We start from the raw sequence: 14,878 nt of genomic DNA, 5'->3' as shown, positions 1-14,878 counted from the left end.
ATTATCTATGTGGCCGGGCTGCTGTCGGACAAGATCGTCGGCGTCACCGTCTCGGTGGACCAACCGCCCAGCACGTCGCCAACGAGTTCCCGAGGACGGTGTCCGGCTTCGCCATCGCCGCCGACGGATCGCTCAGCCCCCGAACCCTTGACCACCCCAGAACCGCCCGGCCACCCCCCGGCACGGCGCAGGGGAATTCCCTGCGGTACCAATGCGCGCTGACCTCGCGGATGCTTTTTGGACTGGTTGTTTCTGGCGGACCGGCGCGGGTCGTGAGTAGTGCTTCCGGGCCTTGTTCGGGCGTCGCGTGCTTTCCGACCTGGTCTCGGGAAGGCTCGGGGTGTCGAAGGAAAGGAACCACGGGAACCTGGTGTTGGGAGAGACGTGGATGGCGGTGGGCCTCCGGGCGGTGGTGGGCTTTTGTGGCGTCGGTTCGCCGTGTGTGTTGCCGGGATGGTAGTCAACTTTGGGTCTGGCCCTGAACTGGAGTTTGTCGGGCGGGGCCGTGTGGCGGTGCGGTGGCGTTGTTCGGGTGGGGGCGGGGTCAGCGGTCGGTGGGGGAGTGGGGGTCGGGGTCGGGGTCGGGGTCGGGGGAGAGGAGGAACCAGAAGGTTTTGGCGCGGCGGGTGGGGAGGCGGTGCCAGCCGTGGGCGCGGGCCAGGAGGTCGATGAGGGCCAGGCCGCGGCCGTTGGGGTTCGTCGGGTCGGGCATCGTGGGGATGACGGGGACGTCCGGGTGGCTGTCCTCGCAGTCGAAGTACAGGTTCGAGAGGACGCGGCGGACCCTGGCCTGCAGGATCTCCCCGTCGCTGACCCGGACGGCGTTGGTGACGACCTCGGACGCGAGCAGCTCCATCCGCTCGGCCGCCTCGTCGGGCACCCGCCAGGACCGGCACGCCGCTCTGACCATGGTGCGCACCATGGCGACGCTCCGCTTCTCCGCCGGAAATCCGATCACGTATTCCGAGTACGCGACCTGGTCCGGCACCACGTCCATCGCCCCAGCTGCCATGCTCTTCCTCACTATTCTCATTGCGGGCAAATCGGGCAATTGGTGGCGAATGCTATCGAACAGTTCCCACAGTTTCCCGGGTTGCCAGATGGTCGAAATCTGCTGACAGCCTGGCGTCCGCGACGTACCGTGTCCACAGTTTCACAGATGTCGGCAACGCGAGGGGAACGCAGGGGAGCGCACCATGGACAACGAACACCGCAACGACCCGAAGGTCCACCTGAGGTGGCTCATCGCCGCCGAGGTGCGCCATCTCCGCTGGATGCTAGGCATGACCGGCACCGAATTCGGCAGCCTCATCTACGTCGGAAAGACGGCGATCTCCAAGATCGAACACGGCACCCTGTCCCTCAAACTCGACCAGGCCCGCCTGCTGGACGCCGCCGTCACCGAACGCATGCCACAAATCCTGGGCTACGACCCCCCCGAAGGCTTCACCTTCCAACGCTTCGAAGCCCTCGTCCTCCAAGCCGACAAACAACCCACCGAAGACTGGTACCGAGAGGACCGGGAGGAGCAGGAGGCCCGCGCGGAGATGATGAAGAGCTGGGATGCTTTCTACATTCCCGGACTTTTCCAGACCGAGGAGTACGCCACTGCGGTCTTCCGAGCGATGGACCAGCCGGGGGACATCCCTGCTCTAGTCGCGAGGCGCGTGAGGCGGCAGGAGATCCTCACGCGCACCGAGCCGACCGCCCCTTACATCTCCGCCCTCATCAGTGAAGACGCCATCGACCGTGAGGCGGGGGATCGGGGGATGATGCGCGCGCAGCTCGCGCGCCTCCTCGAAGTCTCCGAGCTTCCGAACGTCGGCATCGGGATCGTTCCGAAGAACGGAGTGATGCACCAGGGCTACCAGGGCCAGTTCAAGATCATGATGTTCACCGGTGAGTTGCCGATCGTGAGCGCCGAAGCGGCGATCGGGGGTCGCCTCATCTCCGACCCGCAGTTGGTGTCACCTTTCGTGCGGCGTCATGAGATTCTGGGGTACAAGGCGCTCGCCGAGAACGACTCGCGAGCATTGATCCACGAGTACATGGAGAAACTTGCATGACACTGCCGATCTGGCGAAAGTCCAGCTACAGCGACGCCCAGGGACAGGACTGTGTCGAAGTCGCCAGCTTGGACAAGACCCGCATCGGTCTGCGTGACTCGAAGCACCCGACGCGCGGCCACCTCTCGCTCCCCGCCCCCTCCTTCCGCGCTCTCCTCAGCACCGTCAGGGCCACCCACCCCTGACCCTAACCCGCCGCCCGAAGCGTCGACCCACCCCGCTGTTTCCACCTACTTAGGAAACACCCCGCCTCCCGCACTCTCCTCACCCTGCCGAGCACCCAAGTCCAAGGAGACGAGACGTCGTGACTCCCCTGGCCTGGCGGAAGTCCAGTTACAGCGACGGCAGCGGAGACGACTGCGTCGAGGTATCCGGACTAGGGTCCTCGCGGATCGGTCTGCGCGACTCCAAGCACCCGACGCGCGGCCACCTTTCGGTCCCCACCCCGGCCTTCCGTACCCTCCTCACCACCGTCAGGGCGACCCGCCCTCGCCCCTGACCCCGTCTGTGGCTAGGGCTGGGCCGGGTGGCTGGGGTGGTGGAGCCAGAGGGCGGTGCCGTTCGGGGTGATGGTGAGGCCGAGGTCGGTGAGGGGTGGGTGGGCGGCGTGGTGCCACCGGTGGAACGCGCGCTCGATCTCGTCCCACAGACGGCGTGGGCCGCCGCCCTGGAAGACGTGGCCCTCGCCGTCGTCCGGCCACACGACGGCCGCCCACGAGCGGTCCGTCCGCGAGTAGAGCCACCTCGTGAGCAGCTCGCCGTGCCGGGCCGTCGTGGAGACGACGTCGGGCACCAGCAGCCCGGCGACGAACTCGGCGGTCCTGTCCCGCGCGTCCTCCCTCGTCAGGCGCGTCCTGGACTCCAGGGTGCCGGTGGGCCATCCGTCGCTCCCCGTGGGGACGTAGTCGTTGTGGTCCACCGTGGCGCGGTCCCGCCGGTCCCGCATGAACTCGGCGGGCCGGGTGAACCTTCCGCTCGCGTTTCCGTCCCCGTCCACCTCCAGCCGCACCACCGCGCCGTGGTTCACGAAGCCGCTCCGCCACGGCGCGACGATCACCCCGCCCGGTCGCGTCTGCCGAAGCCAGTCCGCCCGAATCCCGGAGACGGCGTAGCTGACCTGGACGCGGTCGTACGGCCCGCCCGCCGACCACCCCCGCGCCCCGTCACCGGCCACCACCGTCGCGCTGTACCCGGCACTCTTGACCCGCCGCCCGGCCTCCCGCGCGACCTCGGGGTCGATGTCCACCCCGACAACCCGCCCCGACGCCCCGATTATCCGTAAGTCATCCCCCGGTCACAACAGGTGAGAGTCCCCTTGTATACCGGGGACGTGGGGGCTGAGCTGGGGAATCTGTTGGCGGGCGATTCCTCGGGTTCAGTTGTTGGGGGCGGTCAGTCGATATCGGGTGGGGATGGCGGTGGGGATTGTTGGAGGGCCGTGAGGAAGCGACGGGAGCGGGTTGTCATGGATTCGGGGGTTTCGGTGGGGTGGGTGGTCCACCAGGTGATGGTGGTGGTGATGGTGTTGAACCAGAGGGCCAGGAGGAGGGAGTGGTCGGTGGGGTCGGTGGTGGTGGCGGCCAGGGCGGCGGCGACGCCTTCGGAACCCATGGTGTTGAGGGCGTTCTGGTAGGTGCGGGCGACGGCGTGGGCGTCCGACTCGGGGGGCAGCGTCGAGTCGTAGATGAGTTTCCAGTTCTCGGTGTCGCCGTCCAGGGCGTGGAAGATCGCGGACAGCGTCGCCAGCGCGCGGTTCGCGACGCCCGGGACGCGCTGGGCGGCGGCGACGGCCTCCACGAGACGCGTCCCGGCCCGGTGGACGCACGCGGCGTGCAGACCGTCCCGGGAACCGAAATAGGTGTAGATGAGGGGCTTTGACACTCCGGCTGTGGCGGCGATGCCGCTGAGGGACGCGTACGCGTACCCGCGCGAGCCGAACTCGACGGTGGCGATGTCGAGGATCTGCCGCTCCCGCTCCTCACGCGGCACACCCTTGGTACCGGCCCTGCCCGCGTTGCTCGTGCTGGTCACGGACGTCCCGTCCCCGCGACGCCGCTCCTGGACGGCTCGGGGTCGATGAGGACACCCGGGTTCAGGATGCCGTGCGGGTCGAGCGCGGATTTGGCGGCGCGTAGTGCGACGGCGAAAGGCTCGGGACGTTGGCGGTCGTACCAAGGGCGGTGGTCGCGTCCGACGGCGTGGTGGTGCGTGATGGTGGCCCCGGAGCCTGCGATCGCCTCCGAGACCGCGCTCTTGATCTCGTCCCACTGCTCGACGGTCCGTCCCCAGGTACCGGCCGCGTAGACGCCGAAGTAGGGCGCGGGCCCGTCGGGGTAGACGTGGGTGAACCGGCACGTCACCACGCCGGTGACGCCCGTCGCGGCGAACGCGGCCGAGGCGGCGGTGAGGATGGAGGCGCGTAGGGCGTCGAACCGGTCCCAGGTGCAGGCGGTCTCGAACGTCTCGACGATCATGGACTGGGCGGCGAGCGCGTCCCGCTGGTAGGGCATCCGCAGGAACGCGGCGCGCCACCGGTCGGCCGCGCCGGGACGGGCGGCGGCCTCGTCGGCGTCGGAGGTGGAGGCGATCCCGTCCGGGGCGTGCCCGCCGTGGTCGCGGCAGATCTCGGCGGTCCGGCGCATCGGCTCGTCGACGGGGTGGTCGGCCGACTCGAACCCGAGGACGAGGACGCCGCCGGGGCTGTCCGTCCCCGCGTTGAGGAACGCCTCCATCGGGTCGAGTAGTCGGCAGTTCGCCGGGAAGAGCCCGGACTGGGCGATCTCCCGTGTCGCGGTGACGGCGCGGTCGTAGTCGGCGAACAGCATCGACGCGCCGGACCGCCAGCGCGGCCGGTCCTGGAGCCGCATCCACGCCTCGGTGATGACGCCGAGAACGCCCTCGGAGCCGAGGAACAGCCGGTCGGGGGAGGGGCCCGCGCCCGATCCCGGCAGCCGCCGCGACTCGCTGACGCCGACCGGGGTCACCACCCGCAGCGACTCCACCATGTCGTCTATATGCGTGTAAACGGTGGCGTAGTGCCCGCCCGCGCGGGTCGCGAGCCAGCCGCCGAGCGTGGAGAACTCGAACGACTGCGGGAAGTGCCGCAGCGTCAACCCTTCGGGCCGCAACCCCGCCTCCAACGCCGGACCGAGAATGCCCGCCTGGACGCGTGCCGCCCGACTCGTCCGGTCCACCTCGACGATCTGGTCAAGCCGTCCTAGATCAAGCGAAACCGTCCCGGCGTAGCCCTCAACCCCACGCGGCTCCACCCCGCCCACCACGGACGTGCCGCCCCCATACGGGATCAGTGCGATCCCGGCCTCCCCGCACCACTCCATGATGTCCTGGACGTCCTGTTCCGTCCGGGGCCGCAACACAAGATCCGGCACGTCCTCCACCCGCCCGAGCAGGTTGCGCACCACGTCACGGAACGCCTGGCCACGCCCATGCGACACCCGGTCCGTCACGTCGGCCGAAGCCAGCCCGGCCAACGCCCCCGGCGCCTTGATCCGCGCCTCGGGCACCCCCAGTTCCGCCAACGGCGGCGCCTCGTGCGCCGTCAGATCAGCGCCGGGCAACGCCACCGCCACCCGCCCCGTCAACGCCGCCCTCTCCTCCCCGACGACGGCGTCCCCCACCTTCCCCCAACCCCACCAGGACCGAGTCCCCATCCGCCCACCCCTCCCAGGCCACGATCAGTAAATTGACCCTACGGTAAATTACCCAAGAGTCAATTCCCTGCCGTCGCCGAAGGAGCGGCCACGTAGCCGATGGACCAGCTAGGGCCCGAGCAAGGTGGTCAGGATTCTTGGAGGGGGAGGAGGTCCGGGCGCTTCGCGGTGCGGTTGTCGCCGGAGGAGCGGCCGCGTAGGCGGCGGAGTATCCAGGGGCCCACGAAGGTGGCCACCCAGGCGGCCTCGTCGGCGGCGTGCCGCCACCGGGAGGCTGGGGGAAGAGGAGGCAGGGGCGTCGCCCAATCGTCGGCGTCGGGCAGGTTCAGGGTGTGCGCGGCGGCGGCCGCCATGCGGGCGTGGCCCAGGGGTGTCGCGTGGATGCGGTCGGTGCTCCAGAGGCGCCGGTCGACGCTGATCTCGTGGTGGAAGGTGTCGACGACGAGCACGCCGTGCCGGGCGGCGGCCTCCCTGATGAGCGCGTTGAACTCGACCACGCGCGGCCGCAGGTGCCGCACCAGCGGGGCGATCCGCGCGACGTCGGGGAACGTGAACGTCAGGACCGTCGCGCCCGTCCCGGCGAAAGCCGCGTACATCGCCTCAAGCTCCGCCGCCACCGCGCCCACGACGACACCGGGACGCACCACGTCGTTCATCCCCGCCATCACCGACACCAGGTCCGGCTTCAACGCCAGCGCCGGCGCCACCTGCTCGGCCCGGATCTGCCCGGCCAACCGCCCCCGAATCGCCAGGTTCGCGTACCGCACGTCGTGCCCGGCACCGGCGAGCCGCTCCGCCAACCGATCCGCCCACCCCCGATACCCCACCCCCTCCGACCCGTCATTCAACCCCTCCGTCTGACTGTCCCCCACCGCCACATACCGCAACACCCCGTCCCGCCCAGCCAACCCCACCATCGCCTACTCCTCCCTACGACTATTCAACTAGTTGCCCATCCTAACCACCCAACCCAACGCCCAACCCCCCACAGCACCGTGATCCCGGCCATCCACCACCCACCGCCCCCAAACAACCCACCGATCCCGGTGCGCGGTGGCGGTCAGGAGCGGGTGGGCCTACCCCTGACGGGAGGTGGGGGAGGGGGCGGCATAATGGGAGGGTGGAGCCGGACTTGGGTGTGCGCTTGGTGCGTGCGGCGGGGTTTGGTTTGGTGTGCACGGTGATTTCGGCTGGGGCGCACTGGTATGGGGGTGGGGGGCTGGTTGGGGCGGGGGCGCTGGGGGTGGCGGCGCTGGTGGTGACGTTTGGGGCTTTTTTGTTGGCGGGGCGGGAGCGGGGGATGGGGGTGATCCTTCCGCTGGCGTTCGCGGCGCAGTACGGGCTGCACACCGCGTTCGGGGAGCTTTCGCCCGCCGCGCCGGTTGCGGCGCTGGACGGGTCCGGCATGGTCGCGATGGACCACACGCACGGCACGATGCTGCTCAGCCACGTGATCGTCGCGCTTGTCTCGGCGGCGTGGCTGCGGCGTGGCGAGGAGCTGTTCTGTTCGCTCGTGCGGCGGCTCGCCGCCCGGGTGCTTCGGCTGCCTGAGCCTGTTCGGCCCGCGATCGTCTTCACCGATGGGCCCGTGGCGTCGCCCGCGTGGGTGCCGGTGCCTGTCGCGGTCGGTACCGAGGTCTCCCGGCGTGGTCCGCCCGCGCCGCGCTCTTCCTAGACATTCCCCTGTTGATGCGCGCCTTCGGCGTGTGCGCCGGAGGTCCATGGCCGTATGGCCGGGAAACGCCATGCGGTCGGAAGAGTGCCCTGTGGAGTACTGCTTTGTCCGTTCAATCCCCCATCTCCGCTCCGCCGTCCCCGGTGGACCGGCCCCCGACGTCCGCCACCGGCGGGCTGCGGGCGCTCGCGTTGCGCCTGCACTTCTACGCGGGTGTGCTCGTCGCGCCCTTCCTGCTCGTCGCCGCTGTCACCGGGCTGCTGTACGCCGGGTCCTGGCAGGCCGAGAAGATCATCTACGCCGAGCAGCTGCGTGTCCCGGCCGCCGGTGAGCGGCTGCCCGTCCAGCGCCAGGTCGAGATCGCGCAGGCGGCGCGGCCCGACGCGAAGGTCCTCGCCGTCCGCCCGTCGGTCGAGGACGGCGCGACGACCCGCGTTCTCATGGACGCGGACGGGCTCGGCGAGTCCGAGCGCCTCGCCGTCTACGTCGACCCCTACCGGGGCGAGGTGAAGGGCGAGCTTCCGGTGTACGGCTCGTCCGAGGCGCTTCCGGTGCGGGCCTGGCTGTCGCAGACGCACCGGAACCTGCACCTGGGTGAGACCGGCCGCCTGTACAGCGAACTCGCCGCGTCCTGGCTGTGGGTGGTCGTGCTCGCCGGGCTCGTCCTGTGGATCGCCCGCAGGCGCACCCGCCGCCGCGACCTCGCCCTCCCCGACCTGAAGGCCAAGGGACGTAAGCGCACCCTCTCCCTACACGGCACCGTGGGCCTGTGGGCAGCGCTCGGGCTGCTGTTCCTCTCGGCCACCGGCCTGACCTGGTCGACGCACGCCGGAGCCCGCGTCGACGTCCTCCAGACCAAGCTCAACGGCGTCACCCCGAGCCTCGCCGGAACCCCGGCGGGCCACCACGGGCCGTCCAACGGGGGTGGCCACGACCACACGCCCGCCCCCACCGACGTCGACAGGATCATCGCCTCGGCAGGGCTGGACGGCCCTGTCGAAGCCGTCTACCCGGCCAAGGCCGACCAGGCGTTCGTGGTCAAGCAGACCGACCGCTCGTGGCCGCTCCGCCAGGACTCCAAGGCGCTGGACCCGGCCACCGGTGAGGTTCTCGACACCCTCCGCTTCGCGGACTACCCGCCACTGGCCAAACTCACCTCGATCGGGATATCCGCCCACATGGGCTCCCTGTTCGGGCTCACCAACCAGGTCGTCCTGGCCGCGCTCGCCCTCGCCCTGATCGTCCTGCTCTGCTGGGGCTACCTGATGTGGTGGCGGCGCGGACGGCACGGCTTCGGCCGTCCGATCCCGCGCGGCGCCTGGCGGGGCGCACCGGGCTGGCTGCTGGCCCTGCTCGCCGCCGGAGCCCTGGGCGCGGCCTGGTTGGTGCCCCTCTTCGGCTACACCCTCTTCGCCTTCCTGCTCCTGGACGTCGTCATCGGGCTCGCGCGTCGGCGCGGCTCCGCGACGTCCTGACGGTGCGTGCCGCCCGTCCACGGACGGGCGGCTTCCGTCCCCCTGTTCTCATCAAGGAGTTCCGCATGGACAAGCGTCTGATCATCCCCACCCTCGCCTTCCTCGCGCTGCCTCTGGCGGCCTGCGGAGAGGAGGCCACCTCCACCGACGCCGCCCCGTCCGCGTCCGCCCCCACGCAGGCGCAGGCACAGGCGAAGATCACCGTCACCGACCCGTGGGTGAAGGTCGTCAAGAAGGGCATGACCGCCGCGTTCGGCACCCTCGCCAACACCTCCGGCGCCGACATCACCGTCGTGTCGGCGGCCACGCCCGCGTCCGGCGTCGTCGAGCTGCACGAGGTCGTGGACACCGGCGGCCAGACGAAGATGCAGCCCAGGGACGGCGGGTTCGTCGTGCCCGCAGGCGGCTCGATCACCCTCAAGCCGGGCGGCTTCCACATCATGCTCATGGACGTGAAGGAGCCGATCGAGGCGGGCGCCGACGTGCCGTTCACGCTCACCCTCGGCGACGGCACAAAGATCGAGTTCACCGCGCTGGCCAAGGAGTTCGCCGGGGGCAACGAGGACTACGAGCCGGGCGGCGGCCACTGATGGACCGTCCCGGCCTCACCCGGCGCGGTCTGTTCGCGGGCGGGGCGGTGGCGGCGGGTGCGCTCGCCGCCACCGGCGGCTACCTGGCGGCCGGGCGCGACGCGCGCCCGGCCCCGGGGCCCGCCCCCGCCGCCGAACCGTTCCACGGCCCGCACCAGGCGGGCGTCGCGACCCCGCCGCAGTCCCACGCCGTCTTCCTCGGCCTCACCCTGCGCCCCGGCACCGACCGGGCGGCCCTCGGACGGCTGATGCGGCTCCTCACCGACGACGCCCGCCGACTCACCGAGGGCCGCCCCGGCCTGGCCGACGCCCAGCCGGAACTCGCCGACCCGCCCGCCCGCCTCACCGTGACGTTCGGTTTTGGCCCCGGCCTGTTCACCGCCGGGGGCCTGGACCACGAACGCCCCCTCACCACCCTGCCCGCCTTCAAGGGCGACGCCTTGGAGGAGAAATGGAGTGGCGGCGACCTCCTGATCCAACTGTGCGCGGACGACCCCGTGACGCTCGCCCACGCGCTCCGCCTCGTCGCCAAGGACGCCCGCGCGTTCGCCACCGTCAGGTGGACCCAGCGCGGCTTCCGCAGGCCGACGTCCTCGCAGCCCGCCGGGCACACCCAGCGCAACCTCATGGGCCAGCTCGACGGCACCGTCCAGCCCGCCGACCTCGACGCCTCGGTGTGGATCTCCGACGGCCCGTCCTGGCTGCGCGGCGGCACCCTCATGGTGCTCCGACGCATCCGGATGGACCTGGAGAAATGGGACGAGGCCGATGAGGCCGCCAAGGACTTCGCGATCGGCCGCAAGATCACCGACGGGGCGCCGCTGACCGGCGGCGCCGAGCACGACGACCCCGACCTGGACGCCGTCGACCGCTTCGGCTTCCCCGTGATCGACGACGCCGCCCACATCCGGCTGGCCCGCGCCGCCGATCCGGCCCTGCGCATGCTGCGGCGCGGCTACAACTACGACGACGGCCTCTCCGCGTCCGGCGTCGTCGACTCCGGCCTGCTGTTCGCCTGCTACCAGGCCGACGTCGCCCGCCAGTTCACCCCCGTCCAGCGCCGTCTCGCCGACGCCGACCTCCTCAACCTCTGGACCACCGCCACCGGCTCCGCCGTCTTCGCCCTGCCCCCCGGCTGCGGCGCGGACGGCTGGGTGGGGGAGGGCCTGCTCGGCTAGCACCCCCGCAGGCGGGTTCGGCCCGCCCGAAATTCCGATAGGCGATCTTTTCGGAGATGTGACACCATCGCAGAGGTGAGCAGGAAAGCCGCTGATGAGCAGCATCTGCGTGATCTCGTCAGGTTGCGCCGGGTCCGCGACCGGATCGACCGCGAGTACGCGCGGCCGCTCGACGTCGAGGCCCTGGCGCGCGGCGCGAACATGTCGGCCGGGCATCTGAGCCGCCAGTTCAAGATCGCCTACGGGGAGTCGCCCTACTCCTATCTGATGACGCGGCGGATCGAGCGGGCGATGGCGCTGCTGCGCCGGGGCGATCTCAGCGTCACCGAGGTCTGCTTCGCCGTCGGCTGCTCCTCGCTCGGCACGTTCAGCACCCGGTTCACCGAGCTGGTCGGGGTGCCGCCCAGCGTCTACCGGCGCGACGCGGTGGAGGCCACCGAGGGCATGCCCGCGTGCGTCGCCAAGCAGGTGACCAGACCGGTCAGGAATCGAGAAGCGCCGCAGACCGAGGCGCAACTAGCGTGAAGCCCATGGACATCACCATTCACCAGACGTTCCTGACCCACGACGACCCGGACGCCGTCCTCGCCTTCTACCGCGACACCCTCGGCTTTGAGGTGCGCAACGACGTCGGCTACGAGGGCATGCGCTGGATCACCGTGGGCCCGGCCGGGCAGTCGGACACCTCGCTCGTGCTCCAGCCGCTCGCCGCCTACCCCGGCCTCACCGACGACGAGCGCCGCACCATCGCCGAGCTGATGGCCAAGGGCACCTACGGCGCGGTCAACCTCGCCACCCCCGATCTCGACGGGGTGTTCGAGAAGCTGGCCGGGGCGGGCGCCGAGGTCGTCCAGGAGCCGACCGACCAGCCGTACGGCGTCCGCGACTGCGCGTTCCGCGACCCGTTCGGCAACCTGATCCGGATCCAGCAGACGGCCTGACCGCGCGTTCGGCACGTTCCTGGAGCTTTCCGGCCTCGGGTAGACATGAGGACGGTAACCGTCCGCAAGATCCGCGATACTGCCGAAGGCCGGGCCGCCCAGGCCCGGCCTCCGCCGGAGACACCGCTGAGGCGGCCCCCCGACCACAGATGGAGAGACGATTGAGCACCGGGACCGACGCCCGTTCGCACGCCGCCGACAGCCACGACCTGATCCGCGTGCAGGGCGCGCGCGAGAACAACCTCAAGGACGTCAGCATCGTGATCCCCAAGCGGCGGCTCACGGTGTTCACCGGGGTGTCCGGCTCGGGCAAGAGCTCGCTGGTGTTCGACACGATCGCCGCCGAGTCGCAGCGGCTGATCAACGAGACGTACAGCACCTTCGTCCAGGGCTTCATGCCGACGCTGGCCCGGCCCGAGGTGGACGTCCTCGAAGGGCTCACCACCGCGATCATCGTGGACCAGCAGCGGATGGGCGGCGACATCCGCTCCACCGTCGGCACCGCGACCGACGCCAACGCGATGCTCCGCATCCTGTTCAGCAGGCTCGGCCAGCCCTACATCGGCTCGTCCAACGCGTTCTCCTTCAACGTGCCGTCGGTCCAGGCGAAGGGCGCGATCACCGTCCAGAAGGGCGGCAAGAAGGAGACGGTCCGCGAGGAGTTCAGCCGCGCGGGCGGCATGTGCCCGCGCTGCGACGGCCGTGGCTCGGTCACCGACTTCGACCTGACGGAGCTGTACGACGCCGACAAGTCGCTCAACGAGGGCGCGCTGAAGATCCCCGGTTACAGCGCCGACGGCTGGTACGGCCGGATCTTCAGCGGTTGCGGCTTCTTCGACGCCGACCGGCCGATCCGCGAGTTCACCGACGCCGAACTCGACGCGCTGCTCCACAAGGAGCCGGTCAAGATCAAGGTCGACGGCATCAACATCACCTACGAGGGCCTGATCCCCCGGATGCAGAAGTCGGTCCTGTCCAAGGACAAGGAGTCGCTGCAGCCGCACATCAGGGCGTTCGTCGAGCGGGCCGTGGTGTTCACCGACTGCCCCGAGTGCGACGGCACCCGGCTGAGCGCGGCGGCACGGTCGTCCAAGATCAAGGGCATCAGCATCGCCGACGCCTGCCGGATGCAGATCAGCGACCTCGCCGCCTGGATCCGCGGCGTCGACGAGCCGTCGGTGGCGCCGCTGCTGGCGACGCTCCAGCACACGCTCGACTCGTTCGTGGAGATCGGCCTCGGGTACCTGTCGCTCGACCGTCCCTCGGGCACCCTGTCGGGCGGCGAGGCGCAGCGCACCAAGATGATCCGGCACCTCGGATCGGCGCTGACGGACGTCACGTACGTCTTCGACGAGCCGACCACCGGCCTGCACCCGCACGACATCCAGAAGATGAACGAGCTGCTTCTGCGGCTGCGCGACAAGGGCAACACGGTGCTCGTCGTGGAGCACAAGCCGGAGATGATCGCGATCGCCGACCACGTGGTGGACCTCGGGCCGCGCGCGGGCTCGGCGGGCGGGTCGGTCTGCTTTGAGGGCTCGGTGGAGGGGCTGCGGGGAAGCGGCACCCTGACCGGCCGCCACCTGGACGACAGGGCGTCGCTCAAGGAGTCGGTGCGTCAGCCGACCGGGAAGCTGGAGATCCGGGGCGCGTCCTCGCACAACCTCCAGGACGTGGACGTGGACGTCCCGCTCGGGGTGCTCGTCGTCGTCACCGGCGTCGCCGGGTCGGGGAAGAGCTCGCTGATCCACGGGTCGATCCCCAAGGGCACGGGCGTCGTCTCGGTGGACCAGAGCCCGATCCGTGGCTCCCGGCGCAGCAACCCGGCGACGTACACCGGGCTGCTGGAGCCGATCCGCAAGGCGTTCGCCAAGGCCAACGGGGTGAAGCCCGCGCTGTTCAGCGCCAACTCCGAGGGCGCCTGCCCGACCTGCAACGGCGCCGGAGTCATCTACACCGACCTGGCGATGATGGCGGGCGTCAGCACCACCTGCGTGGACTGCGAGGGCAAGCGCTTCCAGGCGTCCGTGCTGGAGTACCGGCTCGGCGGGCGCGACATCAGCGAGGTGCTGGCGATGCCGGTGGACGAGGCCGAGGAGTTCTTCCGGGCCGGTGACGCCCGCCTCCCGGCCGCGCACGCCATCCTGTCCCGGCTCGCCGACGTCGGGCTCGGCTACCTGAGCCTGGGCCAGCCGCTGACGACGCTGTCCGGCGGCGAGCGGCAGCGGCTCAAGCTCGCGACGCACATGGCCGACAAGGGCGGCACCTACGTCCTGGACGAGCCGACGACCGGCCTGCACCTCGCCGACGTGGAACACCTGCTCGGGCTGCTCGACCGGCTCGTCGAGTCCGGCAAGTCCGTCATCGTGATCGAGCACCACCAGGCGGTCATGGCGCACGCCGACTGGATCATCGACCTCGGGCCGGGCGCTGGCCACGACGGCGGCCGCGTCGTCTTCGAGGGGACGCCCGCCGACCTCGTCGCCGCCCGCTCCACCCTCACCGGCGAGCACCTGGCCGGGTACATCGGCGCCTGACCCCGTCCCGTCCGGACCGCCTGCCCGGCGCGGTCCGGACGGGGGTTCAGGGGTGTTCGGCGAAGGTCTGGATGCGCAGGTCGAGGCTGCGTCGTAGGTGGGTGCGCATCTCGGCGCGGGCGGTCTCGGGGTCGCGGGCGCGGAGCGCCGCCATGATGCCGTCGTGTTCGGTGTGCAGGAGGGCGGGGTCGCCGTAGGAGGCGGGCGGGCCGCTGTCGTAGATGCGCAGGCGGGTGGTGAGGCGCTCCAGGAGCGTCTCGATCGTCGTGTTGTGGGCCGCCTTCCAGAGTGTCCGGTGGAAGCGGAAGTTCTCGGCGCGGGCGGACGCGTCGTCGGGCGCCGTATGGCACAGCTCGTGCTGACGGGTCAGCCGGGCCAGGTCGAGGTCGGTGTGTCGTAGCGCGGCGGCCCCGGCCGCCTCCGCTTCCAGCGCGATCCGGGCCTCGTAGATCTCCACGACGTCCTCGGGACGTCCGGAGCGCACCCGGTAGCCGCGCACGCCGCGTTCGATCAGGCCGTCGTGCTCCAGCAGCGTCAGGGCCTCCCGGATCGGGCCGCGCGAGGTGCCGTAGCGGTCGCTGAGTGCCGTCTCCAGGAGCGGGGCGTCCTGCGGGAACGCGCCGTCCAGGATGTCCTGGCGCAGTCGCCAGTAGTGCGTGTGGCCCGTCGTCTCGGTCAAACTTCCCCTCCCGCTCGAATCTTCACTAATCCTACCAACTGTGTAGTCTTGTGCGGACGCGTGTCG

At 70.6% G+C, this 14,878-nt stretch carries 16 protein-coding genes; 10 read left to right on the top strand and 6 right to left on the bottom strand.

Annotated features, from left to right (window positions below; all coding sequences use genetic code 11):
- Positions 1–544: 544 nt before the first annotated feature.
- A complete protein-coding gene (locus tag LO762_RS08485) occupies positions 545–1,012 on the bottom strand; it encodes an ATP-binding protein (RefSeq protein ID WP_230613809.1) in 468 nt (155 codons plus the stop codon).
- Between the two features lie 184 nt (positions 1,013–1,196).
- On the opposite strand from LO762_RS08485, the gene LO762_RS08480 reads away from it, so the two are divergent.
- The 3 genes from LO762_RS08480 (at position 1,197) to LO762_RS08470 (ending at position 2,565) form a co-directional block, all read left to right on the top strand.
- Complete coding sequence (locus tag LO762_RS08480) at positions 1,197–2,066, top strand: Scr1 family TA system antitoxin-like transcriptional regulator (protein ID WP_230613808.1); 870 nt, start codon at positions 1,197–1,199, stop codon at positions 2,064–2,066.
- Positions 2,063–2,251 carry a DUF397 domain-containing protein gene (locus LO762_RS08475; protein WP_230613807.1) on the top strand — a complete coding sequence of 63 codons (189 nt, stop codon included), beginning with the start codon at positions 2,063–2,065 and terminating at the stop codon, positions 2,249–2,251. The genes LO762_RS08480 and LO762_RS08475 overlap by 4 nt, the downstream gene beginning before the upstream one ends.
- Before the next feature lie 119 nt (positions 2,252–2,370).
- The gene (locus tag LO762_RS08470; RefSeq protein ID WP_230613806.1) at positions 2,371–2,565 is read left to right on the top strand and encodes a DUF397 domain-containing protein; all 195 of its coding nucleotides are present in this window, start codon (positions 2,371–2,373) and stop codon (positions 2,563–2,565) included.
- 12 nt (positions 2,566–2,577) lie between these two features.
- On the opposite strand, the gene LO762_RS08465 is transcribed toward LO762_RS08470, so the two are convergent.
- The 4 genes from LO762_RS08465 to LO762_RS08445 form a co-directional block, all read right to left on the bottom strand.
- The gene (locus LO762_RS08465) at positions 2,578–3,339 is read right to left on the bottom strand and encodes a hypothetical protein (RefSeq protein WP_308103698.1); all 762 of its coding nucleotides are present in this window, start codon (positions 3,337–3,339) and stop codon (positions 2,578–2,580) included.
- A 119-nt stretch (positions 3,340–3,458) separates the two neighbouring features.
- Positions 3,459–4,097 carry a TetR/AcrR family transcriptional regulator gene (locus LO762_RS08460; protein WP_230613804.1) on the bottom strand — a complete coding sequence of 213 codons (639 nt, stop codon included), beginning with the start codon at positions 4,095–4,097 and terminating at the stop codon, positions 3,459–3,461.
- Positions 4,094–5,737 carry an FAD-binding oxidoreductase gene (locus LO762_RS08455; RefSeq protein WP_304523632.1) on the bottom strand — a complete coding sequence of 548 codons (1,644 nt, stop codon included), beginning with the start codon at positions 5,735–5,737 and terminating at the stop codon, positions 4,094–4,096. Before LO762_RS08455 ends, LO762_RS08460 begins: the two co-directional genes overlap by 4 nt.
- Positions 5,738–5,865: 128 nt before the next feature.
- The gene (locus tag LO762_RS08445) at positions 5,866–6,654 is read right to left on the bottom strand and encodes an SGNH/GDSL hydrolase family protein (protein WP_230613803.1); all 789 of its coding nucleotides are present in this window, start codon (positions 6,652–6,654) and stop codon (positions 5,866–5,868) included.
- Between the two features lie 383 nt (positions 6,655–7,037).
- On the opposite strand from LO762_RS08445, the gene LO762_RS08440 reads away from it, so the two are divergent.
- From LO762_RS08440 to LO762_RS08410, 7 genes are all read left to right on the top strand, one after another.
- Positions 7,038–7,412, top strand: a complete 375-nt coding sequence (locus LO762_RS08440) for a hypothetical protein (RefSeq protein WP_230613802.1) — start codon at positions 7,038–7,040, stop codon at positions 7,410–7,412.
- A gap of 143 nt (positions 7,413–7,555) precedes the next feature.
- Positions 7,556–8,887 (top strand): PepSY domain-containing protein, encoded by a 1,332-nt coding sequence (locus tag LO762_RS08435; RefSeq protein ID WP_230613801.1) that lies wholly within the window; start codon positions 7,556–7,558, stop codon positions 8,885–8,887.
- A gap of 65 nt (positions 8,888–8,952) precedes the next feature.
- The gene (locus LO762_RS08430) at positions 8,953–9,477 is read left to right on the top strand and encodes a copper chaperone PCu(A)C (RefSeq protein ID WP_230613800.1); all 525 of its coding nucleotides are present in this window, start codon (positions 8,953–8,955) and stop codon (positions 9,475–9,477) included.
- Positions 9,477–10,655 (top strand): Dyp-type peroxidase, encoded by a 1,179-nt coding sequence (locus LO762_RS08425; protein WP_230613799.1) that lies wholly within the window; start codon positions 9,477–9,479, stop codon positions 10,653–10,655. Before LO762_RS08430 ends, LO762_RS08425 begins: the two co-directional genes overlap by 1 nt.
- Before the next feature lie 75 nt (positions 10,656–10,730).
- The gene (locus LO762_RS08420; protein ID WP_230613798.1) at positions 10,731–11,180 is read left to right on the top strand and encodes a helix-turn-helix transcriptional regulator; all 450 of its coding nucleotides are present in this window, start codon (positions 10,731–10,733) and stop codon (positions 11,178–11,180) included.
- Between the two features lie 5 nt (positions 11,181–11,185).
- Complete coding sequence (locus LO762_RS08415) at positions 11,186–11,596, top strand: VOC family protein (RefSeq protein WP_230613797.1); 411 nt, start codon at positions 11,186–11,188, stop codon at positions 11,594–11,596.
- A gap of 149 nt (positions 11,597–11,745) precedes the next feature.
- Entirely contained in the window at positions 11,746–14,133 is a 2,388-nt protein-coding gene (locus LO762_RS08410; protein WP_230613796.1) for an excinuclease ABC subunit UvrA, read from the top strand.
- Positions 14,134–14,179: 46 nt separating this feature from the next.
- On the opposite strand, the gene LO762_RS08405 is transcribed toward LO762_RS08410, so the two are convergent.
- Positions 14,180–14,812: a GntR family transcriptional regulator gene (locus LO762_RS08405; protein ID WP_230613795.1), complete on the bottom strand. Its 633-nt coding sequence runs from the start codon at positions 14,810–14,812 to the stop codon at positions 14,180–14,182.
- Positions 14,813–14,878 lie beyond the last annotated feature (66 nt).

This window comes from Actinocorallia sp. API 0066 (assembly GCF_020991275.1).
In the GTDB taxonomy this organism is placed as follows: Bacteria; Actinomycetota; Actinomycetes; order Streptosporangiales; family Streptosporangiaceae; genus Actinocorallia.
This window is presented reverse-complemented; position numbering and strand designations above follow the sequence as displayed.